Annotated in this window: 22 protein-coding genes; 7 read left to right on the forward strand and 15 right to left on the reverse strand. The window is 63.2% G+C overall.

What is annotated here, in order from left to right:
• Positions 1–11: 11 nt before the first annotated feature.
• The 9 genes from ACSAMW_RS05615 to ACSAMW_RS05655 form a co-directional block, all read right to left on the reverse strand.
• Positions 12–1,001 (reverse strand): MBL fold metallo-hydrolase, encoded by a 990-nt coding sequence (locus ACSAMW_RS05615; RefSeq protein ID WP_500593060.1) that lies wholly within the window; start codon positions 999–1,001, stop codon positions 12–14.
• A 127-nt stretch (positions 1,002–1,128) separates the two neighbouring features.
• Positions 1,129–2,316 carry an ABC transporter substrate-binding protein gene (locus ACSAMW_RS05620; RefSeq protein ID WP_500593061.1) on the reverse strand — a complete coding sequence of 396 codons (1,188 nt, stop codon included), beginning with the start codon at positions 2,314–2,316 and terminating at the stop codon, positions 1,129–1,131.
• On the reverse strand, positions 2,313–3,302 hold the full coding sequence (locus ACSAMW_RS05625; RefSeq protein WP_500593062.1) for a CobW family GTP-binding protein: 990 nt from the start codon (positions 3,300–3,302) through the stop codon (positions 2,313–2,315). Before ACSAMW_RS05625 ends, ACSAMW_RS05620 begins: the two co-directional genes overlap by 4 nt.
• Positions 3,299–3,598, reverse strand: a complete 300-nt coding sequence (locus tag ACSAMW_RS05630) for a hypothetical protein (protein WP_500593063.1) — start codon at positions 3,596–3,598, stop codon at positions 3,299–3,301. The genes ACSAMW_RS05625 and ACSAMW_RS05630 overlap by 4 nt, the downstream gene beginning before the upstream one ends.
• 15 nt (positions 3,599–3,613) lie before the next feature.
• Positions 3,614–4,363 carry an SDR family NAD(P)-dependent oxidoreductase gene (locus ACSAMW_RS05635; protein ID WP_500593064.1) on the reverse strand — a complete coding sequence of 250 codons (750 nt, stop codon included), beginning with the start codon at positions 4,361–4,363 and terminating at the stop codon, positions 3,614–3,616.
• 9 nt (positions 4,364–4,372) lie between these two features.
• Entirely contained in the window at positions 4,373–5,140 is a 768-nt protein-coding gene (locus tag ACSAMW_RS05640) for an SDR family NAD(P)-dependent oxidoreductase (RefSeq protein ID WP_500593065.1), read from the reverse strand.
• A 13-nt stretch (positions 5,141–5,153) separates the two neighbouring features.
• Positions 5,154–6,521: an MFS transporter gene (locus tag ACSAMW_RS05645; RefSeq protein WP_500593066.1), complete on the reverse strand. Its 1,368-nt coding sequence runs from the start codon at positions 6,519–6,521 to the stop codon at positions 5,154–5,156.
• Positions 6,522–6,545: 24 nt separating this feature from the next.
• On the reverse strand, positions 6,546–7,427 hold the full coding sequence (locus tag ACSAMW_RS05650; RefSeq protein WP_500593067.1) for a polysaccharide deacetylase family protein: 882 nt from the start codon (positions 7,425–7,427) through the stop codon (positions 6,546–6,548).
• Between the two features lie 27 nt (positions 7,428–7,454).
• Positions 7,455–8,792, reverse strand: coding sequence for an amidase (locus tag ACSAMW_RS05655; RefSeq protein WP_500593068.1), 1,338 nt, complete (start codon positions 8,790–8,792; stop codon positions 7,455–7,457).
• A gap of 288 nt (positions 8,793–9,080) precedes the next feature.
• Between ACSAMW_RS05655 and ACSAMW_RS05660 the strand changes: the two genes are divergently transcribed.
• Positions 9,081–10,082 carry a GntR family transcriptional regulator gene (locus ACSAMW_RS05660; RefSeq protein WP_500593069.1) on the forward strand — a complete coding sequence of 334 codons (1,002 nt, stop codon included), beginning with the start codon at positions 9,081–9,083 and terminating at the stop codon, positions 10,080–10,082.
• Here the strand turns inward: ACSAMW_RS05660 and ACSAMW_RS05665 are convergent, their stop codons facing one another.
• The 4 genes from ACSAMW_RS05665 to ACSAMW_RS05680 all read right to left on the reverse strand — a co-directional run bounded on the left by ACSAMW_RS05665 (position 10,083) and on the right by ACSAMW_RS05680 (position 11,970).
• Positions 10,083–10,484 carry a response regulator gene (locus ACSAMW_RS05665; RefSeq protein ID WP_500593070.1) on the reverse strand — a complete coding sequence of 134 codons (402 nt, stop codon included), beginning with the start codon at positions 10,482–10,484 and terminating at the stop codon, positions 10,083–10,085. It lies immediately after the preceding gene.
• A gap of 158 nt (positions 10,485–10,642) precedes the next feature.
• Positions 10,643–10,921: a hypothetical protein gene (locus ACSAMW_RS05670; RefSeq protein WP_500593071.1), complete on the reverse strand. Its 279-nt coding sequence runs from the start codon at positions 10,919–10,921 to the stop codon at positions 10,643–10,645.
• 144 nt (positions 10,922–11,065) lie between these two features.
• A complete protein-coding gene (uraH, locus tag ACSAMW_RS05675) occupies positions 11,066–11,491 on the reverse strand; it encodes a hydroxyisourate hydrolase (RefSeq protein WP_500593072.1) in 426 nt (141 codons plus the stop codon).
• An 11-nt stretch (positions 11,492–11,502) separates the two neighbouring features.
• Positions 11,503–11,970, reverse strand: coding sequence for a GlcG/HbpS family heme-binding protein (locus ACSAMW_RS05680; RefSeq protein ID WP_500593073.1), 468 nt, complete (start codon positions 11,968–11,970; stop codon positions 11,503–11,505).
• 133 nt (positions 11,971–12,103) lie between these two features.
• On the opposite strand from ACSAMW_RS05680, the gene ACSAMW_RS05685 reads away from it, so the two are divergent.
• Both ACSAMW_RS05685 and ACSAMW_RS05690 read left to right on the forward strand, forming a co-directional pair.
• The gene (locus ACSAMW_RS05685) at positions 12,104–12,778 is read left to right on the forward strand and encodes a heavy metal response regulator transcription factor (protein ID WP_500593074.1); all 675 of its coding nucleotides are present in this window, start codon (positions 12,104–12,106) and stop codon (positions 12,776–12,778) included.
• Positions 12,771–14,189 (forward strand): heavy metal sensor histidine kinase, encoded by a 1,419-nt coding sequence (locus ACSAMW_RS05690; protein WP_500593075.1) that lies wholly within the window; start codon positions 12,771–12,773, stop codon positions 14,187–14,189. The genes ACSAMW_RS05685 and ACSAMW_RS05690 overlap by 8 nt, the downstream gene beginning before the upstream one ends.
• Before the next feature lie 34 nt (positions 14,190–14,223).
• On the opposite strand, the gene ACSAMW_RS05695 is transcribed toward ACSAMW_RS05690, so the two are convergent.
• Positions 14,224–14,673 carry an antitoxin Xre/MbcA/ParS toxin-binding domain-containing protein gene (locus tag ACSAMW_RS05695; protein WP_500593076.1) on the reverse strand — a complete coding sequence of 150 codons (450 nt, stop codon included), beginning with the start codon at positions 14,671–14,673 and terminating at the stop codon, positions 14,224–14,226.
• Positions 14,674–14,916: 243 nt separating this feature from the next.
• On the reverse strand, positions 14,917–15,654 hold the full coding sequence (locus tag ACSAMW_RS05700) for an IclR family transcriptional regulator (protein WP_500593077.1): 738 nt from the start codon (positions 15,652–15,654) through the stop codon (positions 14,917–14,919).
• Between the two features lie 97 nt (positions 15,655–15,751).
• On the opposite strand from ACSAMW_RS05700, the gene ACSAMW_RS05705 reads away from it, so the two are divergent.
• The 4 genes from ACSAMW_RS05705 (at position 15,752) to ACSAMW_RS05720 (ending at position 20,112) form a co-directional block, all read left to right on the forward strand.
• Positions 15,752–17,275 (forward strand): MFS transporter, encoded by a 1,524-nt coding sequence (locus ACSAMW_RS05705; protein WP_500593078.1) that lies wholly within the window; start codon positions 15,752–15,754, stop codon positions 17,273–17,275.
• Positions 17,272–18,300, forward strand: a complete 1,029-nt coding sequence (locus ACSAMW_RS05710; RefSeq protein WP_500593079.1) for an HlyD family secretion protein — start codon at positions 17,272–17,274, stop codon at positions 18,298–18,300. The genes ACSAMW_RS05705 and ACSAMW_RS05710 overlap by 4 nt, the downstream gene beginning before the upstream one ends.
• Positions 18,297–19,712 (forward strand): efflux transporter outer membrane subunit, encoded by a 1,416-nt coding sequence (locus ACSAMW_RS05715; RefSeq protein ID WP_500593080.1) that lies wholly within the window; start codon positions 18,297–18,299, stop codon positions 19,710–19,712. The genes ACSAMW_RS05710 and ACSAMW_RS05715 overlap by 4 nt, the downstream gene beginning before the upstream one ends.
• A gap of 94 nt (positions 19,713–19,806) precedes the next feature.
• Positions 19,807–20,112 carry a hypothetical protein gene (locus tag ACSAMW_RS05720; RefSeq protein WP_500593081.1) on the forward strand — a complete coding sequence of 102 codons (306 nt, stop codon included), beginning with the start codon at positions 19,807–19,809 and terminating at the stop codon, positions 20,110–20,112.
• The last annotated feature ends 154 nt before the right edge of the window (positions 20,113–20,266 follow it).

Consider the following 20,266-nt stretch of genomic DNA (forward strand, 5'->3'; position numbering starts at 1 on the left):
AAACCCGCCCTTCAGTTACTCGCCCACTCCACCACATTCACCTCTTTGCCCACGTAGATACGCATCAGGTCCTTGCCTAGCAGAATATGCCCCTCAGGCCAGGCCTTCTGGGCACGGGCGACCAAGGCCTCGTCGGCGTTGGTTTCGTCCTGCGGGCCGGGGCGGGAGATGTGGGAGAACACGGCCAGCTTGGGCTGTGCCTTGGCAAACACCTCACCTGCCTGCTCGGGTGACGTGTGGTGCGCAACGCTAGGCTTGGCCCAGTCTTCGGTCAGGTGGTGCGTGGACACTGCGCCCACCTCGTGCACCAATACATCGGCACCCTTGGCGTTCTCGCTCACCTTTGGGTCATAACGGGTATCGCCCGACAGGGCCACCGTATGCCCGTTGTACTGCACCTTGTACCCATAGCTGGGCTTGACGAATTCCCCGTGGTTGACCTCGAACGCCGTCACCTTCACGCCTTTATGCTCATACACCACACCGGCATGGTGGAAGGTATGGGCCGTAATATGCTCGGCGTCAGCCTTTACACCGTTTTCATCGTGGCGGATGCGCAAGTCAGCGGTGAACATCATCTCCATGCCTTCCACCACGTTGTCCAGGCCAGGCGGGCCGTAGAGTTCGAAGGGCGTCGCGCGGCGGTTCTGCACGGTAGGGAGAAAGCCGGTGGCCCACAGGTCGGGCAGCCCGTTGATATGGTCCGAGCGATACTGCGTAATGAACGTGGCGGTCACCTTGCCCAAGGGGATGCCTAACTGAGCCAAGCGGATGGTATTGCCACGGCCTGCATCGAACACCAGGTTCAAGCCATTGGCCTGCACCAGCGTAGAGTAGCCAAAGCGGTTAGGGTCCAACGTGGGCGAGCCGGTGCCCAGCAAGGTGACCACTAGGCTGGCCTCCTTGGCCAAGGCCTCGGTAGTGGCCGGGGTGTCAGCGTGTGCAACGGTACCGGCCAGCAGCGCGGTGATTAAACAGGCAACCTGCGAGAGGTGTTTCATGGCGAATGGCGCGTCCCTTCAGAATGATCAGGCCTATGGGCGACAGCACGCTACCGCCCCACTCTTGAACACAAAAGTATAATTTTCTTCGCCCAGCCGCTGATTTATTTATCCACGCACCGCCGTGTCAGTTTCCACGGCTGGCGCGCATGAAGTCCGCCCACTTGCGCACCAGGTAATTGTGTTCGTCCATTACCGCATTCCATACGCCAATATGCCCCATACGCTGGGCATAGGTGCCACCTTCCCGTACTTCGCCCGGCTCGATCAGCGGTTGGCCATCGCTGCCAGGCAGTGCCTGGGCAGCGGGCTTGCCGTCATACCAGTAATCCCATTCGGCGGGTGTGAGGTGGTCCCGTGCACGGGGCGGGTTGGAAATATAGAAACCTTGCCGCGCCATCACCGCACCCGGCCAACCGGCCAGCCACCAGTTGAGGTAGGCGTAGGCGGCATCCTTGGCCCGCCCTTCCAGGCAGCGGGACAGTGACAGGCCGCCAAACCAGGCCCGGTACCCTTCCTGGGGAACGGCCAGGCGGTAGTGCAAGCCTGCCCGGTGCAGTTGCATCAAGGTGGGTGACCACAGGCTCTGGATATGAATATTCGGCCCCAGCATCAGCTCCCCCGCCTCCCGGTCATCCGACCAGAAGGCCGCGAAGTGCCCTTGGCGCTGACGCGCGATCAAGCAGCGGGCCAAGGTGTCGATTTCTTCCAGGCGCAGGTTGCCCAGGTTGTGGAACTGCGCCAGCCCACTGGCCTGTACTGCCAGGGCGGCATCCAGCGCGCCAATGGCTGCATCGCTTTGCAGGGCGGCATGGCCACACCACCCTTTGGCCAGCAGCCAGGCCCAGCTTTGCGGCTGGTTCGCCAGGGCCGCCGGCAGGTGCTCGGGCCGGTACGCAAAGCTGTCGGCGTTATGGGTCAGGGGCAGCATGCTGATGAAGTCGCTACGGCGGCTGCCCAGGCTGCCATCGTGCTGCACATACAGGCGGTCGCACGGCAGGCTGCCTTGTGCCAGGCGATCATCAGGGCGCAGGCGACCCAGCTTGGGCAGGTCGTTGATCTCGTCCCACAGCGCTACCCGGCGGGTGTCGATAGGCTGAATAGCCCGGGCGGGCCACACGAAATCCACGTTGTGAAACCATTGGTCGTAGAGGTCGTAGCTCTGTGGCTGCATTACGGCAATGCGCTGGGCCGCCTGCATGTCGTGGATCTGGTACTCCAGCCGAATCCCCAACTCCTCTTCGGCACGTTGCCGAATGGGCTCCAGCAACGTGACAGACGTGCCCAGTACCCGCAGCGTGATGGGTTCACTCATGCCGCGTGCCCGATGTCACCCAAAAAGGCGCGGAAGGAGCGACGCAATTGCGCCGTATCCAGGTCTCGCACAATAAAGACCAGCCTCGATTGCCGCTTGCCCTCGGGCCAGGCACGCAGGTGAACCGGGGCATGCAGGCAATGCTGCACGCCGTGGATAACGATCGGCTGGGGAGAATCAATCACGTCGAGCAGGCCCTTGACCCGGAGAATGCGTTCGCCATGGCATCTTAGCAGCATCGACAGCCACACCCCAAAGGCCACCCAGTCCAGGGGCTGGTCGAAGGCCAGGCAGCACACCTCGGCGTTGCCATGACGGCTGGCATTTACTGACGAAAACAGCTGCCAGCCCGCGACTTCCCGTTCCGGGTGGGCGCCGCGCAGGCCCTCCCCCAACAGCAGCGCATCGCCGGCGGTGATGTCTTGAACCAAGGCCTGACTGGCAGAAGGGTTAAGCGCGTGAAGCTGTTCTTGCACCTGGTTGAGAACCGCCTCTGGCACCCGGTCCGCTTTGCTCAGCAGCAAGCGGTCCGCCGCCGTGACCTGCCCCAGCCATTCCGGGTGCAGCCGCTGCTGCAACTCGGCCTGCTCAGCGTCTACCACCGTCACCAACAGGCCTAGGTGATAACGGCCTCGCAACTGGGTGTCACGCAGCAACGTGGCCAGAATGGGCGCCGGGTCTGCCAGGCCGGTGGTTTCCAACAGCACCCGCTTGAAGGCTGGCACCTCGCCGCGTTCGCGGCGGGCGTAGAGGTCCAGCAGGGCCTGGCGCAGGTCACCATTAACGGTGCAGCACACGCAGCCCCCGGGTAGCAGCACCGTGCCCGGCGCCACCTCCTGTACCAGCAGGTGGTCGATGCCTACGTCCCCGAACTCATTGATCAGCAGCGCACTGTCGCCCAGGGTTTCGCCGGCCAGCAAGCGGTTGAGCAACGTAGTTTTACCACTGCCCAGGAACCCTGTGATCACGCTGATCGGCAGGCTCATGGCCGAGCTTCCAAGGCATCCAGAATACGCGGGTCGAGAGGGTCCAACGGGCGGGCGATCAGCGCTTCAGCCTGCTGCCAGAGTTCGTCCAGCCCAGTGGCCAGCGCCTGGCGACCTGTGGCGCCCTGGAGCAGGTAAGACGCGCCTTGCACGTCGCTGATAGTCAGCCGAAACGGCGCTACCACCCGGTTGATGGCCGCGATCCGCCGCAGCCGCTCCCGCCGCCGCGGCAGGCTGTTACCCAAGGGGTCGCTCCAATGGCCGTCTTCACCGATCAAGCCGCATAACCCACACATGTTTCACCCCTCCCCTTACGGCATCACATCGCCTGAATTTGGCCCCAGCGTCTGGCCCACGAACAGGTTACCGCCAGGCTCAGAGGCCAGCAGCACCGCCACGGGGGCCACCTCATCGGCGCGGCCAAAGCGGCCCAGGGGCAGCTCCTTGGCCTTGGCGGTTTTCCAGGCCTGGCTGATGCCGTCCACCAACGCCGTTTCAATAGGGCCTGGGGCGATGGCGTTGACCAATACGTTGTGGGCGCTGACTTCCAGCGCCAGGGATTTGGTGAAGCCGATGACCCCAGCCTTGGCCGCCGCGTAATGGCACAGCTCGGCGCCGCCTTTGATCCCTAGCTGGGAGGCCACGTTGATGATCCGGCCCCAACGCTGGGCCAGCATGTGGGGCAGCGCCCGCTGGCTGGCGATAAACACGCTGGTAAGGTCGACCCGTAGCATGTCGTCCCACATCTGCTGGGTAAGGTCTATACAGGGTGCCTGGGTCAGCATGCCGGCGTTGTTCACCAGAATGTCGATACCGCCGAAGGCCTGCACGCAGGCATCCACACCTGCCTGGGCGCCTTCGCGGGTGCCTACATCCGCCACCGACTCCACCACCTGTGCGCCTAGGTCTCGACACTGGGTGGAAACCGCCGAGAGCTGTGCGGCGTTGCGGTCACATAGCACTAAGTGGGCACCGGCCCGGGCATAGGCGTGGGCAATGGCGGCACCGATACCACTGGCGGCGCCGGTAATCACGGCGCGGCGTTCGTGCAAGGGGTTCATGGGGCCTCCTTATTCTGGCCAGCGGACAGTCAAACCACCGTCCACGATAATGCTCTGGCCGGTGATATAGCTGGCCAGGTCGCTGGTGAGAAAACGCACCAGCTCGGCCACTTCACTGGCCTTGCCCACCCGGCCCAAAGGGATGGCCCTTGCAGCCTGGGCCAGCCCTTCAGGCCCTAGGGAATTCTTGGCGTCCAGCGATTGCGGGGTTTCGATCAGGCCGGGAATCACCGCGTTGCAGCGGATGCCCTGGCTGGCCAGCTCCACGGCCAGCGAGCGGCACAGGCCAGGCACGCCCGCCTTGGCGGCCGCGTAGTGGCTGTGGTCCTGCCAGCCATACACGCCCCCGGCAATGGAGGAAATGGCCACCAGTGCCCCGCTTCCGTTCATGTGGCGCACGGCACTGCGGAAAGTGCGCATCACCCCGGTAAGGTCCACGTCCAGCATGGCGTGCCAGGCCTCGTCGGTCATTTCCAGCAAGGGCGCACGGCGCAGCAGGCCGGCGTTGGCGACGGCGTAATCCAGCCGGCCAAAGCGCTCCACTGCCGCAGCGGCCAGTGCATCCAGGGAGGCGCCATCAGTCACGTCCGCCGGTAGCAGCAGGCATTGCCCACCGGCGGCTTCCACCTGCTGGCGGGTGTCGTCAGGGTTGTGGGGGTCGCCAGGGAAATAGCCGCCAGCCACATGAATGCCGTGCCGTGCGTAGGCCACGGCCAAGGCCTGGCCGATGCCGCTGGCGGCCCCGGTGATCAAGGCTACAGGTTGGGCAGAAGTCATCAATGGTCTCCAATCATTTGATATGGGTAGGGTCCACATGGCGTGCGGCCCACATCACTACGCCAGACAGAAAGCACGGCAAGGCGCCGAACCACAGGGCCGCACTGTGCCAATCGCCCCCGGCGGACAGCACCCCGGTAATGCCCAGGCCAGCCAGGATCGCACCCACCGGGCCCATGGCATGCACGATGGCGCCCCCTGTGGCGCGAATGCTGGTGGGGAAGCTTTCGCCCATGAAAAACAACATGGCCGAATAGGGGCCGGTGAGGAAGAACAGCCCCAGGCTGTAGAGGGCCACCACAATGCCTAGTTGGCTGGGCGCCTGGACCATGGCGAAGAAGCTCAGCCCGCCCAGCATCCAGCCGATGGCCACGGTGTTGCGCCGGCCAATGCGGTCCCCCAGCCAGCCGTGGAACAGGTAGCCGATAAAGCCCACCAGGTTGGACAGCACCAGAATCCACAGGGAATTCTCGAACGACAGACCATGCACGCTTACGATCACCGACGTACCCAGCACGCTGAACACTTGGATCGCCGACCAGTTCAGCAGAATCGCCAGGCTCAGTACCAGGGTCGGGCGCAGGGCCGCGCCGCGGAAGGCTGCCGCTACGCCCGCCTTGGCGTGGTCGTCGTAGTCCACGCTGTGGGCCTGGGCCAGGGCACGGGCTTGGGCGTCCTGCCCGCTTTTGCGCAACGCACCGATACGCTGGTGCACTTGGAACTGCGGGCTTTCCTTGAGCTTGCGCGCCAGTACTGCAATCACGAACGCGGGCACGGCGGCAAACACGAAACACCCTTGCCAGCCAATGTGAGGCAGCAGCAAGGCGGTAAGGCCTGCCGCGATCAGCGCGCCCACCGGCCAACCGCTTTGCACCAGGCTGTAGATAAAACCACGGCGTTTGACCAGGCGGGGGTCCTCGGACGCCGCATAAATCTCGGTGAGGTAGGTGGCATTCACCCCTTCCTCCGCATACCCCAGGCCTGCCACCGAGCGCACGCCGATCAACGCACCCTTGCCCATGCCGGCGCACACCGCGGTCAACGCCGAGCACAGGGCCGCGCCGCCGATGGTGAACATGATGCCGCCACGGCGGCCGATACGGTCGACCAGTGGCCCGATGGCAAACGCCACCACAGCGCCGCCCACGGCCACCCAGGTGGCGATTTCTGCTTGTTCAGCCTGGCTCCAGCTGAAATGCCCACCCATCACCGGCAGCAGCGTTCCGAACAGGATGAAGTCGTATACGGCAAATACCCAAGCAAAGAACGCGATCCAAGTGGCGTATACCACGTCTTTGGTCGCCAGGGGCACCGGCGCCCAATCAGTAGGGGTTGGTGTGTGCAGCGGCGTGCGCAGCGGCATTGCGGTTGGCGTCGTCATGGCGGTGGTCTCGCAGGTAAGGGATCAGCGTTGCCGTGGCTGGCGGGCGATGAAGTCGTCGGCGATCTCATCCATGGTCACAAACCGCACCCCTTCATGGCTGCGGATGTACTCGATCAACCGCTCCAGCATCAGCAGCACCTGCGGGCGGCCGGAGACGTCGGGGTGAATGGTGATGGGGAACACGGCGTAGTCCATTTCCCGGTACACCCAGTCGAACTGGTCCCGCCACATCACCTCGATGTCCCGTGGGTTGACGAAGCCGTGGCTGTTAGGGGCCTTCTTGATGAACATCATCGGTGGCAGGTCATCCAGGTACCAGTTGGCCGGAATCTCCACCAGGTCGGTTTCCTGGCCACGCACCAAGGGCTTCATCCAGGTATCGGGGTGGGCGCTGTAGTCGATCTTGGTCCAGCTGTCCTTCACCCGAACGTAATACGGGGTGAAATCGTTGTGCATCAGGCTGTGGTCGTACTTGATGCCTTTTTTGAGCAGCAGCTCATTGGTCACGTTGCTGAATTCCCACCAGGGCGCCACATAGCCGGTGGGGCGTTTCCCGGCCAGCTGGGTGATCAGCTCGATGGCTTTGTCCAGCACCACCTCCTCCTGCTCCGGCGTCATGGCAATAGGGTTTTCGTGGCTGTAGCCGTGAATGCCAATCTCGTGGCCTGCCTCTGCTACAGCCTTCATCTGCGCGGGGAAGGTTTCGGCCGAATGCCCTGGGATGAACCAGGTGGTGCGCAGTTGGTATTTGTCGAACAGCTTGAGCAAGCGTGGCGACCCTACCTCCCCCGCGAACAGCCCGCGGGAGATATCGTCGGGTGAATCCTCCCCGCCATAAGAGCCTAGCCAGCCTGCTACGGCATCCACATCCACGCCGATGGACACCAGAATTTCTTTAGCCATTGTGTTGCTCCTCCAGGTTGTCAGGGATCAGGCGCTGCGCACCAAGGCCTCAATGGCCAGCGCAGCCCGTAACAGATAACAGTCGTTTCCACTGGGCGCAGAGAGCAGCACACTGGTGGCCAGCCCCTCGGCATCTGTGCCGCTGGGCAAGGCAATGCCGGGCATGTCCAACAAGCTGCCGGGCATGGTCAGGCGCAGGGTGGCCAAGTTAGTGCGTGCAAACAGGTCCGGGTCTGCCTCCAGCGGCTTGAGCAAGGGCGCCACGTGGGCCACGGTAGGGGTGATCAGCAGTGCACCGTCCAATTGTTCAGCGAGCTGCTGGCGCAGGTCGTCGGCGGCCTGGTACAGCGCCACTTGAGTGCTGGCCGGAAAGGCGCGGGCGGCTTCCAGCCGCGTGCGTACACGGGGGTCCAGCTGTTCGGCCAGCGGGCTGTCCAGCAGCGGCTGGTGCAGGGCGAAGGCCTCTGCACTGCCCAGCCAGCCACGGGCTTCAATCAGGCTCAAGGCGGTGGCGAACGCCGGCACAGGGCGTTCTTCGATCACCGCACCGGCCTGCGCCAGGCGCTCTACCGCCGCCAGCAGGTTAGTGCGCACGGCGTGCTGAATACGGGTATCAGCCATCAGTTGCGGGTCCAGCCGCAGGCGCAAGCCGGCCAGGGGCAGCGGCCGGGAAACGGCGCCCCCGCCTAATAGCTGGTCCACGCACACCACATCACGCACACTGCGGGCTATAGGGCCCAGTGCATCGAGGGAGCGCGCCAAGGGGAACACCCCACTGAACGCGTAACGGCGGCGACTGCTGCGATAGCCCACCAGCCCATTGAGGGCTGCAGGAATACGAATGGAGCCGGCGGTGTCCGTCCCCATGGCCAGCGGTACTACCCCTGCCGCCACTGCGATGGCAGACCCTGAAGATGAACCACCAGGCACCCGCGCCTCTGCGTAGGCCGGGTTAGTGGGCGTGCCAAAATGAGGGTTGAGGCCAAGCCCTGAATACGCCAGTTCGCTGAGGTTGGTTTTGCCAAGGCTGACCAGCCCGGCCTTAGCCAGGGCATTGACCAAAGTTGCATCCTGGGTAGCGGCCGTACGATAGCGATAGGCCTGAGCACCTGCCGTGGTGACAGTGCCGGCCAGATCGAACAGGTCCTTCCAGGCCATAGGCACACCGTCCAGGGGAGACACCGGCTCACCAGCTTCCCAGCGCGCCTTGGACGCTTCCGCTTCACGCCATGCACGGGCTGGAGTCAGTGTGATGAACGCGGCAGGCACCGTGTCGGCCTGGGCCAATGCCGCTTCCAAGGCACGCACGGGGTCATCTGTACCCGCTTGAAAGGCTGCGGCAAAGGCCTGTGCATCCTCGAACATGGCCACTCCTTAAAACGTATTCATTATAAATATGTACGTTTTATTCATAGCAGCGTTCGTGCCAATCACACAGAACCATTATCCAATGCCAGTTAAAGGTGAACTATGCCTGTCCTAGAGCGCCGCGCTTGTTAGGATCCACTAATGTACTATTTTGTAAATGATCCATTATTGGGCATTCCTGTAACACGTGCACTGCCAGGTATCACTGGGGTGTTACGGCCACCCCGCTGCTGAGCGCCGCAGGCTATGAGAGAATCAACCGCTGCCGCACTCTGGACCGAGCCCATGCCCACTGCTGTCCCCCAAGACCGTTCCGCGTCACGCTACGAAATGATCCGCGACACCTTGCGCAGTGCGATCCTCAAAGGCGTCGCAGTGCCGGGCCTGGTGCTGGTAGAAGCGCCCTTGGCACAGTTGTTTGGCACCAGCCGGGTGCCTGTACGGCAGGCCCTTGCCCTGTTGCACGAGGAGGGGTTGATTCAGCGGTTTGAAGGCCGAGGCTACGTGATCGGCGGCCCAGGGCAAGACGCAACGCCCTGCCGCCTGCCCCTGAGCCGAGCGTTACTGGGCCTGGAGCCCTTGCAGCACTTGATCGATACCCGCGCGTTGGGCGAGCGGGTCTACGATACGTTGGCCAGGGCCGTCACCCATGTGATGGTGTTCGGGCATTACCGTATCGATGAGCAGCAGGCAGCCGAAACCCTTCACGTGAGCCGCAGTGTGGTCCGCGAAGCCCTGATGCGGCTGCGTGACCGTGGCCTGGTGGAAAAGGAGCCCTACGCGCACTGGCTGGCGGGTCCGCTGACGGCCCATGCCATCACCGAAGACTACGAATTGCGCGGGCTGCTGGAGCCCGATGCCCTGCGCCAGCGCGCCGGTGCCGTGCCACGCAACGAGCTGCAAGCCATGCTCACGCGCATCACCACGGCACAGCAGGCCGGTGCAGAGGTGACACGGGCGGCCATCGAGCACATCGAGCAGGACCTGCACGTGACATGCCTGGCCGGCCTGCCCAATGCGCGCATGGCCGCCATCATTGGCCAGTGCCAAATCCCCATGAGTATCGGCCGCGTACTGCACGAGGCGCTTCACACCAGCATGGATGACGCCATGCTGAACGAGCACCGGCTGGTGTTTGAATCGCTGCTACACGGGACCGTGGAATCGGCCGCACTCAGCCTGCGCGAACACCTGCTGCGCGCGCGGGAACGCACGCTGCAACGTCTCAAAGTGTTGTCTGTGCTGCCTGAACCGGCATTACCCCTCTACATGGAACGGCTGGCATAACTATTTTAGCGTACGTTGCTCAAGGCGCTGGCTTACCAATGCACAGATGTCGCTTAGCGACCAGGGCTTGGCTACAAAGGTAGCATTGGGCGGAAGATCAACTGTCTGCCGGAGGCTGAAGCCACTGGTAACGATCACTTGCAACTCCGGGCGATGATGGTAGGCCCAGGCGGCCAGCTCCCACCCAGAGGTACGGCCCGGTGTCACCACGTCGGTGATCAATAGGTCTAGCTCCGCGTGGGCCATCATGGCGTCAACGCCCTCATCTGCCGTTCGGGCGGTGTGGACTACGGCGCCCATGTCCGCAATCACTTCAGCCAACAACTCCCGAAGGATCATGTCGTCTTCTACAATGAGGATAACGGGCGATTCTAAGGGTGGTGTAAAGTCTGGGTGCCCCATGAGTACACAAGTCTCGTCATCAGGTCATCCTACGACAACGCGCATGCGCCATCCTTCCCACCTATTCGACGAAATAGCAGACTTGTACAGCTTCAGCCTGCTTTTCAGGTCAGCCTGGGCGCTTGGTACAAGCCCTGGAGCCGTCTACAAAAAGCTTTTCAGGAGCCGAAATCTGTAGCGTCCATCAAGCGGCCGTCCACCAAGGGGAGCTTCTTCAACAGTGCATGTGAGCCTTTGCGCTGAAGCTCGTTGATGGCATGCAGGATAATCACTTGAAACAAATCCCTGTTCTGGTATTGCCACGGTTCGATGTCCCTTACAGCCGTGGCGTTGATGGCCGGGTCCGTCAGCACCACATGCATCACTCTTTCTCTGAACTCTACGGCTGTGTCCAGTGGAGGGTTAAGTGTGGCCAAGGCCTTTTTAAAGTCTTCCATTCTCAAACCTCGTCTGCAGGGCACGGGGCTGCCCAACCTTGTCATTGCAGAGGTTGAGTACCCTTCATGAGCAGTTGACAACGGGAAGTCAGGAGGGATCCGTTTGTAAGCAAGCCGTTACTGACCTGGACCCGAAGGCCAGGATCAGGACCCTCGGTACGTGCTGAACCCGTACGGGCTCAACAGCAACGGAATATGGTAGTGCTGGGTGGTCTGGGTCACATCGAATACCACAGGAATTTCCGGGAAAAAGCTGTCACGGCCTTGGTGGCGATAATAATCCCCGGTCTTGAACACCACCCGGTATTCCCCTTTCAGAAAGGGGACGCCTTTGGGAAACAGCTCGGAAATTCGCCCCTGCTCGTTGGTGACGCCCTGGCCAAGCGGCTTCCAGCGCTCACCCACCTGCTGCTCCAGGGTAACCTGCACGCCTGCCGAAGGCACGCCGGTTTCCAGGTTCAGCACATGGACGCTCAGGGGGTTGGTGTTCGGGTTAGAGGTGGGCTCGGCCAGGGCCAAGGTGGACACGCTGGCAAGGCCAAGGGCCAGAATCCATTTAGATCGTTTCATAAGTACTTCCTTCAAGGGTGAGTGAGAAGGCCAACTTTGGCCACGGCGTCCAGTGCGCATTGTTCGTCTTGCCGTGCGCCACCTGCGCCCGCCACGCCCAAGGCGCCGACCAGCGCGTCGCCTTGGTACAACGGCACGCCGCCGCCCAGGAGCAACAATTCAGGCACGGTGGCCAGGTTGGCCGCGTCGGGATTCTGGTGGGCCATGTCGGCCAGTTGCCGGGTAGGCGTTTTCGTGGATAAGGCGGTGTAGGCCTTGCGCCGTGCAGCATCGGCGTTGTGGGGGCCGGTACCATTGCTACGCTGGATCAACAGCGGGTTGCCGCCTAGGTCCAGTGCTGCAAATGCTGCCTTGCAGGGGGCGGCGTCCACCAACTGCCGGGCAGTGGGCAGGTCCAGCTCGGGATGCTGCGGCAGGGCGGCGTGCGCCTGGCAGGCAACCAGCAACAGCAAGGCGGTACACAATGGCTTGACGGTCATAAGGGCTCCTTGGTTGACGGAGCACACCCTACTCCACGGCCCCGCTCACCTTGGCGTCGCAGGCATTACAACTTTGTAATGGGCAATGAGGCCTGGGAGGCTTAGCCTGTGCGCAGTCACTCTGGAGCGAACCATGCGCGTGCTATTGGTGGAAGACGAGGCCAAGACCGCAGGGTTTCTGGCCAAAGGGCTGAGGGAAGCGGGCTATACCGTAGACGTGGCCCTGGACGGGCTCGACGGGCGGCATTGCCTGGAAGAGGAGGCCTACGACCTGTTCATTCTGGACGTAATGCTGCCTGGGCTCGATGGCTGGCAACTGGTCAAGCTCATTCGCCAGCGGGCCGATACACCGGTGTTGTTCCTGACCGCACGGGATTCGGTTCAGGACCGGGTCAAAGGCCTGGAGCTGGGCGCGGACGACTACCTGGTCAAGCCCTTCGCCTTCGCCGAACTGCTGGCCCGTGTGCGCACGCTATTGCGTCGGGGCCCGCCCCGGGAGCTGGAGCACTACCGCATCGCAGACCTGGAACTGGACGTGCTCAGCCGGCGGGTCACCCGCGCCGGGCAACGCATCGTGCTCACCAACAAAGAGTTCGCCCTGCTGCACCTGCTTGCCAGCCGGCGCGGCGAAGTGCTGCCGCGCACGCTGATCGCCTCCCACGTGTGGAACCTGAATTTCGACAGCGACACCAACATGGTGGACGTCGCCGTGCGCCGGCTGCGTGCCAAGCTGGACGACCCGTTCATGCCTCGGTTGATCCACACCGTGCGTGGGGTGGGGTATCAATTGGAAGCCCCCGATGCCTGACCGCTCGCGTTCGCCTTCACTGACATGGCGCGCTGCCCTAGCCTTCGCGGCCACCTGTGGCATCGTGCTGGGTGCCACGGCGCTGTTCCTGTACCGCAGCCTTGAAGCTGAGGTTGCCTACCGTGACGATATCGCCTTGATGGGCCGGCTGGAACAGGTGCGGGCGCTGTTGCAGGACAGCGACAGCCTCAGTGCCCTGCAACAACGCCCTCGCCTGTACCAGAACATGCTGGGCAATCAGGAAAGCCTGCTGATGGTCGGTCGCACGCAAGTGGCTGACGTGATCGCCATCAATCCGCACAATGACACCTTGCCCACGTTAAGCGCTTTGCCATTGGGCACCGCCCCTCGGCGCGAGGACGTGGTGCTGTGGGCACCTGATGGTGCACTACCCCTGCTGTTACTGGCGGGCCGCGCACAGGGGCGGCAAGGTGAAGCCCTTTACGTCACCGTCGGCAAGCGCCTGGACGAACGCACTGCCATGCTGGCCAGCTACCGCCTACGTGTGTACCTGGCCGTCAGCCTCGGCACGGTACTGGCCTTTCTGCTCGGGCTATTGTTGCTGCGTAGGGCCTTGAAGCCCCTTGAGCAGATGGCAGCCAGCGTGGCCCGGATCACGTTGAGCAGCCTCGATCAACGCCTGGACCTCCACCCCATGCCTCGGGAACTGCACCTGCCGGTGCAGGCACTCAACGGCATGCTGGACCGGCTGGAAAGCAGCGTCGCGCGGCTCTCCCAGTTTTCTGCCGACCTGGCCCATGAGATGCGCACCCCCTTGCATACCTTGCTGGCCAGCAACGGGCAGGCCCTAAGCCAGGCGCGGACGCTACCCGACTATCAAGAACTGTTGGCGTCCAACGTGGAGGAATTCGAACGGCTGAACCGCATGGTGACCAACCTGCTGTTTCTGGCACGTGCCGACCATGGCGACTGCCCGCTGGCCTGGGCACCCATCGACCTGGCCACGTTAGGCGAGGAGCTGTGTGGCTACTTCGAGATCCTGGCCGAGGACCGCGGGCTGGCCCTGCATCACCAGTTGAGCGGCACCGTGCACGCCGACCAGGCCTTGCTGCAGCGCGCGTTAGCCAACCTGCTGGCCAATGCCGTACGCCACGGGTCGCCAGGCTCCCGCGTGGCGTTGCGCCAGCGGTTATTGCCGGGCGCATTGGCACTTGAGGTGGTCAACCAAGGGGAAACGATCGCCGAACACCACCTGCCGCAGCTGTTCGAGCGCTTCTACCGCGTAGACGCGCACCGCACCGACCCCGGCGACTCTGGTGGGCTGGGGCTGGCCATCATTTGGTCCATCATGCAGATGCACGGCGGCACTGTGCAGGTCGCCAGTGCGGAGGGGCAGACAGTGTTTTCGTTGGTGTTCAGGGAGCCTGGGCGGGCTGGCGCTAATGCTTGATCAGCCGGGAATCCAGCGAGGACTCATCGGAGAATCAAAATACAAAACCCTCTGCAAGTTGCACCAGCGCTTCCTCTACCTGGCGGGTTCCCTGAATGGTTGACAACATTGCCACCGGGGTCTTGCCTGCAAAGCGCTCTTTGGGTTTGGTCAGCCAGCGATGCGCTTTGCCGCTATCGCCAAGCAGCGCTTCTGTTAGCGCAGCAATGTGCGCCGATCGAAACAGCCGATCGCTTTCGTCCACCGTGAGAGCTTGGCCTCGACTCAAGCGATTCTCAAGCATTTCCAGTGGAATGATGTGATCACGCTCAAAAGGGCTGATGACGCCCTCATCAGCCATAGCCTTCAGCCGCACAGCTAGAAACCCCACCTCGATCAATTCGTGGATACGTTGGTCCGACGCATCGATGGGGATTTGAAGCAGCGTATAAAGCCGGCTGCGGTAAGCTCGATAGGCCGGCGCCCGAAGAACTTCGGCATACATGGCAACAACTCCTTTGAGCATTTACCGGATATTTTCCGGCACCTGCCGCCGTTTGCACAGTGCTCTATGGTTGTCTGCTGGCCAGGTACGATCACGTGTGCCCTCTCAGGCTACTACGCTGTGTACGAAATGTTTTGACGCGAAGGTCAGGCCGGGCCGCGTAGGCCGGCCGCGCAGGCGAGGAGGCAGGCTGGCCTATTTTCAACGCAGCATCACCGAGTGTCAGGACTTTTCGTTCATGGCCTACAGGCTAATCTGCGCCTGGCAAGCCAGCAGCGCCTGCTTGTTCGCCGTTTCATGGGCGCGGATGCGTGAGGCGGGGCCTACCAGGCTCAAGCCGTACATACCCTGGGTCGTCGCCAGGCCTACGGCCATGGCGCCTACGCCCGGTATGTGCTCCTCGTAGTCGCATGAGAACCCGGTGGCGCGTATCTCTTTGAGTTGCTCGATCAAGGCGTCCAGGCCCAGGGTGTTGGGCGTAAGCGGGCGCATGTTGCCCTCCAGCAGCTCCCGCACGCTACGTTCAGGCATTTGCGCGAGAATCACCTTCCCGCAGGACGTGGCATAGATGCTCAGCAGGCTGTTCACCCCAGGGGCTACCCTTAGGGTCTGGCTCGACACCACGCAGTGCAGGATCATCATGTCCAGCCCACTGGCGTGTGCCAGTACCACCGTTTCCCCAGTGCGTTGTGATAAGGCTTCGAGGTGCGGCCTAGCCTTGGCCGTCAGGTCGAAGTGGCTGCGCGCCGCCAATCGCATCAAGGCCGGCCCTAATCGCACCCCGACGCCCCCACGGGTTTCCACCAGTTGCTCCACTGCCAACGCGTCCACCAGCCGCTGAACGGTAGAACGGGGCAACTCGATACGCTTGGCAATCACGCCAAGGCTCAGCCCGAGAGGCTCGGTTTCAAGGCAACGGAGAATCGCCGCTGCGCGAGAGATGATTTGAATCCCGCCCCGTTCGGTGTCTGGAAGTGACATGCGCGTTGCTCCTTGTATTGCTGGCCGGTACACTGTACCGAAATTTCCTACACGAAGCTTTCTCTTTTCTGAACATTTCCCTCCCTCAAGGCCATTCGTGAGCGCACCTACAACCCCACCACCGCCCTCTCCAGCCCCCTTTACTGGGCGGTTGGCGCTTGGCTTGGTAGGCGTGCTACTGGCAGCGTTAACCTCAGGCATCAATGACCGGGTGACCGACATTGCGCTGGCCGACCTGCTTGGGGCGTTCGGCCTGGGCCATGACGAAGGCACCTGGTTCAGTTCGGTATATGCCGCGGCCGAAGTGTCGGCCATGCTGCTAGCGCCATGGTTTGCGGTCACGTTTTCGCTGCGCCGGTTTGCCGTGGTGGCCACGGTGGCGTTTGGTGTGCTGGGGGTATTGGCTCCCTTGGCGCCCAACTTTTCCACCCTGCTGGTGCTGCGCGTGCTTCAGGGCCTGGCCGGGGGCGCGTTGCCGCCACTGCTGATGACGGCCGCCCTGCGCTTCCTGCCCTGGCATATCAAGCTGTATGGGCTGTCTGCCTATGCCCTCACCGCCACGTTCGGTCCCAACCTGGCCCTGCCCTTGGCGGCCCTCTGGACCGAAAACGCCGACTGGCGCCTGCTGATGTGGCAGATCATTCCCCCCTGCCTGCTGGGCGGCGCCCTGATTGCCTACGGCCTACCCCAGGACCCCCTTCGCCTTGAGCGCCTGCGCCAGTTCGATTGGCGTGGGGCACTGCTGGGTGCCGGGGGGTTGACCTTGCTGATCATTGGGCTTACCCAAGGTGAGCGACATGACTGGTTCAACGCCCCGCTGATCACCTATACCCTGCTGGGCGCAGCGGTCTGCCTGCCTTTGTTCGTGCTCAACGAGTGGTTCCACCCCCTCCCCTTGTTCAAGCTGCAACTGCTGGGCCGGCGCAACTTCGCGTTTGGCATCTGCACCCTGGTGCTATTTATGTTTCTGGGCCTGGCCGGCAGTGCCATTCCCTCGGCGTACCTGGCCGGCGTACAAGGTTACCGGCCCCTGCAGACCATGCCGCTGGCCCTGACCATTGCCTTGCCCCAGTTGGTGATTGCGCCGTTGGTGGCTTTCGTGATCAACCGTAACTGGGTAGACGCCCGCTACGTGATAGGCCTGGGGCTAGTGCTGCTAAGCACCGCCACTTTGCTGGCCTCCCAGGTGACCAGTGAATGGATACGGGATGATTTCTATCCGCTGCAAGTGCTGCATACGTTCGGGCAACCCATGGTGGTGGTCCCCTTGCTGATGCTGGCCACAGGGGTGATTCATCCCTTGGAAGGCCCCTTTGCGTCTGCGATGGTCAACAGCCTACGCGGGCTGGCCTCGGTGGTGGCCGGGGTAGTACTGGAAAACTTCATCACGCACCGCGAACACTTGCATGCCAATACCCTGCTGGACCAGGCCGCCCAACGCCTGCCGTCACTGCCGCCCGGGCAGGCGCTCAATATCGCTGAGCGTGTGCGCCAGCAGGCGTTCACCCTTACCTTTGCTGACGCCTGGCTGGCCGTAATCGCGGTCGCCATGGCAATGGTGGTGATTCTGGTCATCCTCCCCGTGCGTGCCTACCCACCACAACCTCCGGTACCGACATGAAACACAGAACCGCTATTTCCCTGGCCGTATTGGCAGTGATCGCCTGCGTGGCCTATGCCGGCTGGCGGCTGACCGCTACCGCCTCGGTTGAACGGACCGACGACGCCTATATCCGCGCCGACTCGGTGCTGATTGCCCCTCGCCTGCCGGGCCAGATCGTTGAAGTGGCTGTAGACGATAACCAGAACGTGAAGGCGGGTCAGTTGCTGGCGCGGCTGGACGACAGCGAATACCTGGCCGCTCAGGCAGCGGCCCGGGCCAATGTGGCTGGCGCCGAAGCCGAGCTTAAACACCTGCAAGCCGGTATCGCCCGGCAAGTGGCCGTCATCAATCAGGCCGGGGCCACGGTGCGGGCCGCCGACGCCTCGCTCAATTATGCCCAGGCCAATGCCCGGCGCTATCTGAACCTGTCCAACAGCGGTGCCGGTACGCAGCAGGAGCGTCAGCGCTCAGAGGCGGACCTGCTGGGCGCCCAGGCAGCCCGTGATCGCGATGCTGCCGCGCAAGTGGCAGCGGCGCGCAGCCTGGATGTGCTCAAGGCACAGCTGGAGGTGGCCCAGGCCACGCTGGACAAGGCCCGAGCGGACCTGCGCCAGGCGGACCTGAACCTGTCATGGACGCGCCTGGTAGCCCCGGTCGACGGGCTGATCGGCCAGCGTTCGGCGCGCGTGGGTGCGTACGTGCCCCTAGGTACGCCGCTGATGGCTGTTGTGCCCACGGACCTGTATGTGATCGCCAATTTCCGTGAAACCCAACTGGCCCACATGCGTGCAAACCAACCTGTGAGCCTTCGGGTGGACAGCCACCCAGACCAGCCCTTGCGGGGCCACCTGGAGAGCCTGGCCCCGGCGACCGGGCTGAGTTTTTCCGCCATTGTGCCGGACAATGCCACCGGCAACTTCACCAAGGTGGTGCAGCGTATTCCCGTGAAAATCCGCTTTGACGAGACACCGGACGCTCTGCAGCGGCTGCGCGTGGGCATGTCGGTGGTGGTGGACGTGGACATTAGCGAGGGTGGCCAATGAGACGCTGGGCGTGGGCCGTGGGCGTGGTGCTACTCACAGGCTGCACGGTCGGGCCGCGTTTCGAGCCGCCTCAAGCGGCGCTGCCCTCGCAGTGGCGTGCGGACCAGGGCCACGGCAACTTCGACACCCACGGGTGGACACAACTGGGCGACCCGCAGCTTGACCGGTTGGTAGAACAGGTCGCAGCCAGCAACCTGGACCTGCAGCTGGCGGCCAACCGCTTGGCGCAGAGCCGCCTGGTGCGCACCATCAGCGCCGGCGACCGCCTGCCAACCCTGTCCGGGCAAGCCAGCTACAGCCGGGAGCGCAACAGTGGCGAAGGCCTGAACGACCCCTCCGGCCGGGCTGGGCAGGCCCCGTTCGAACTCTGGACACTGGCCGCAGACGCCAGTTGGGAAGTGGACCTGTGGGGCCGCGTGCGCCGGCAGATTGAAGCCGCCGACGCTCAGGTCGAGGTGAGCCAGGCCGAGCGTAATGGCCTGCTGCTGAGCCTGACGGCCGAGACCGCCAGTGATTATCTGCAACTGCGCGGCGTGCAAGCGCAACTGGCGGTCACACGCCAGAACCTGGACATCGCCCAGCGCAGCCAAGCCCTTACCCAGAGCCGCTTTGACAATGGCGTGACCACTCAGCTGGATGTGGCCAACGCCGCCGCACAGGTTGCAACCATTTCTGCACGGCTGCCGGTGCTAAGCGCGCAACAGGCACGCTTGATCAATGCCTTGAGCGCCCTGCTGGGGCAACCCCCCCGAACGCTTCAGGCTCAACTGATCGAGCCAAAGCCTTTGCCCGCGCCCGACGAGGCCATTGCCTTGGGCATGCCATCGGAACTGGCCCGCCGCAGGCCGGATATTCAGCGTAGCGAAGCCGCACTCCACCGCGCGGTTGCCGCCACCGGTGCCGCACAGGCTGATTTCTATCCGCGCCTGACCCTGGGGGCCAGCGTGGGTACGCAGGCGCTAGGCAGCTCTGACCTGGGCGACTGGGGCGCACGCGACTGGTCCTATGGCCCTAGCCTGTACCTGCCGATTTTTCAGGGTGGACGCCTGACCGGCACGTTGGCATTGCGCGAACAGGAGCAACAGGCAGCCGCCATCGACTACCGCCGCACGGTGCTGGCCGCCTGGCATGAAGTGGACAATGCCTTGATCGACGCTGCCGCCGAGCGCCAGCACCAGCAGGCCTTGGCACAAGCGGTAAGCCAGAATGAACGTGGCTTGGCGGTGGCCCGCCAGCGTTATCAGGAAGGGGCCATCGATTTCCTGAATGTGCTTAATGTGCAGCGCGCTTTGCTAGAGACCCAAAGCGCGCAAGTGTCCAGTGCCACTCAACGGTTGTTGAATCAGGTTCAGCTGTACAAGGCCTTGGGGGGCGGGTGGCCGAGCAATGCGAGCATGGGCACGTTGCCTTGACACATTTGTTAACGTACCGTCCGTCGGCCTTAAGGCACCTCGCCCTTAGTACCGCGCCCAAGTAAAGGTAATCCCCACCCTGCGGAGATTGACCATGAACATGAAAACATTGGCTGGCCTGGCACTGGCCGGCCTGTTGGGCGCTTCTTCTCTTGGCGCTATGGCGGCTGAATCCACCAGCACCACACCGCCTAGCAGCGGCAACCAAACCAACCCCGGTACCACGGGCGGCGGTAACGGCAGCGATGCGGCTGGCATGGGCCAAAGTACGCCTGGCACCCCGGGTACAGGGGCCGGCGGCATGAGCAATGGTACAGGCGGCGGCGGTGCTAGCGATGGCGGCGCGGGCGGCGGCGGTGCCGGTGGTGGTGCAGCTGGCGGCGGCGGTGCCGGCAAGTGACACGTTGCGTGCAGTGAAGACCGGCCCATGTGGCCGGTTTTTCATGCCCGGCGCATCAACCCCCTGTGGCAGATTCCCGGCCTCCGCCTTCGGCCACGGCCAGTCCTACAACACCAGTGCACGGCCTACACCTGTGGGAGCTGGCCATAGCTAG

The organism is Pseudomonas sp. AB39(2026), assembly GCF_059831485.1.

Coding starts and splice junctions, on each gene's coding strand:
- ACSAMW_RS05695 (WP_500593076.1), bottom strand. CDS start 14,673: ATGTATGCCGAAGTTCTTCGGGCGCCGGCCTATCGAGCTTACCGCAGC.
- ACSAMW_RS05655 (WP_500593068.1), bottom strand. CDS start 8,792: ATGTTCGAGGATGCACAGGCCTTTGCCGCAGCCTTTCAAGCGGGTACA.
- ACSAMW_RS05715 (WP_500593080.1), top strand. CDS start 18,297: ATGAGACGCTGGGCGTGGGCCGTGGGCGTGGTGCTACTCACAGGCTGC.
- ACSAMW_RS05680 (WP_500593073.1), bottom strand. CDS start 11,970: ATGACCGTCAAGCCATTGTGTACCGCCTTGCTGTTGCTGGTTGCCTGC.
- ACSAMW_RS05635 (WP_500593064.1), bottom strand. CDS start 4,363: ATGAACCCCTTGCACGAACGCCGCGCCGTGATTACCGGCGCCGCCAGT.
- ACSAMW_RS05700 (WP_500593077.1), bottom strand. CDS start 15,654: ATGTCACTTCCAGACACCGAACGGGGCGGGATTCAAATCATCTCTCGC.
- ACSAMW_RS05670 (WP_500593071.1), bottom strand. CDS start 10,921: ATGGAAGACTTTAAAAAGGCCTTGGCCACACTTAACCCTCCACTGGAC.
- ACSAMW_RS05620 (WP_500593061.1), bottom strand. CDS start 2,316: ATGAGTGAACCCATCACGCTGCGGGTACTGGGCACGTCTGTCACGTTG.
- ACSAMW_RS05630 (WP_500593063.1), bottom strand. CDS start 3,598: ATGTGTGGGTTATGCGGCTTGATCGGTGAAGACGGCCATTGGAGCGAC.
- ACSAMW_RS05665 (WP_500593070.1), bottom strand. CDS start 10,484: ATGGGGCACCCAGACTTTACACCACCCTTAGAATCGCCCGTTATCCTC.
- ACSAMW_RS05720 (WP_500593081.1), top strand. CDS start 19,807: ATGAACATGAAAACATTGGCTGGCCTGGCACTGGCCGGCCTGTTGGGC.
- ACSAMW_RS05645 (WP_500593066.1), bottom strand. CDS start 6,521: ATGACGACGCCAACCGCAATGCCGCTGCGCACGCCGCTGCACACACCA.
- ACSAMW_RS05625 (WP_500593062.1), bottom strand. CDS start 3,302: ATGAGCCTGCCGATCAGCGTGATCACAGGGTTCCTGGGCAGTGGTAAA.
- ACSAMW_RS05650 (WP_500593067.1), bottom strand. CDS start 7,427: ATGGCTAAAGAAATTCTGGTGTCCATCGGCGTGGATGTGGATGCCGTA.
- ACSAMW_RS05685 (WP_500593074.1), top strand. CDS start 12,104: ATGCGCGTGCTATTGGTGGAAGACGAGGCCAAGACCGCAGGGTTTCTG.
- ACSAMW_RS05615 (WP_500593060.1), bottom strand. CDS start 1,001: ATGAAACACCTCTCGCAGGTTGCCTGTTTAATCACCGCGCTGCTGGCC.
- ACSAMW_RS05660 (WP_500593069.1), top strand. CDS start 9,081: ATGCCCACTGCTGTCCCCCAAGACCGTTCCGCGTCACGCTACGAAATG.
- ACSAMW_RS05690 (WP_500593075.1), top strand. CDS start 12,771: ATGCCTGACCGCTCGCGTTCGCCTTCACTGACATGGCGCGCTGCCCTA.
- ACSAMW_RS05640 (WP_500593065.1), bottom strand. CDS start 5,140: ATGACTTCTGCCCAACCTGTAGCCTTGATCACCGGGGCCGCCAGCGGC.
- ACSAMW_RS05710 (WP_500593079.1), top strand. CDS start 17,272: ATGAAACACAGAACCGCTATTTCCCTGGCCGTATTGGCAGTGATCGCC.
- uraH (WP_500593072.1), bottom strand. CDS start 11,491: ATGAAACGATCTAAATGGATTCTGGCCCTTGGCCTTGCCAGCGTGTCC.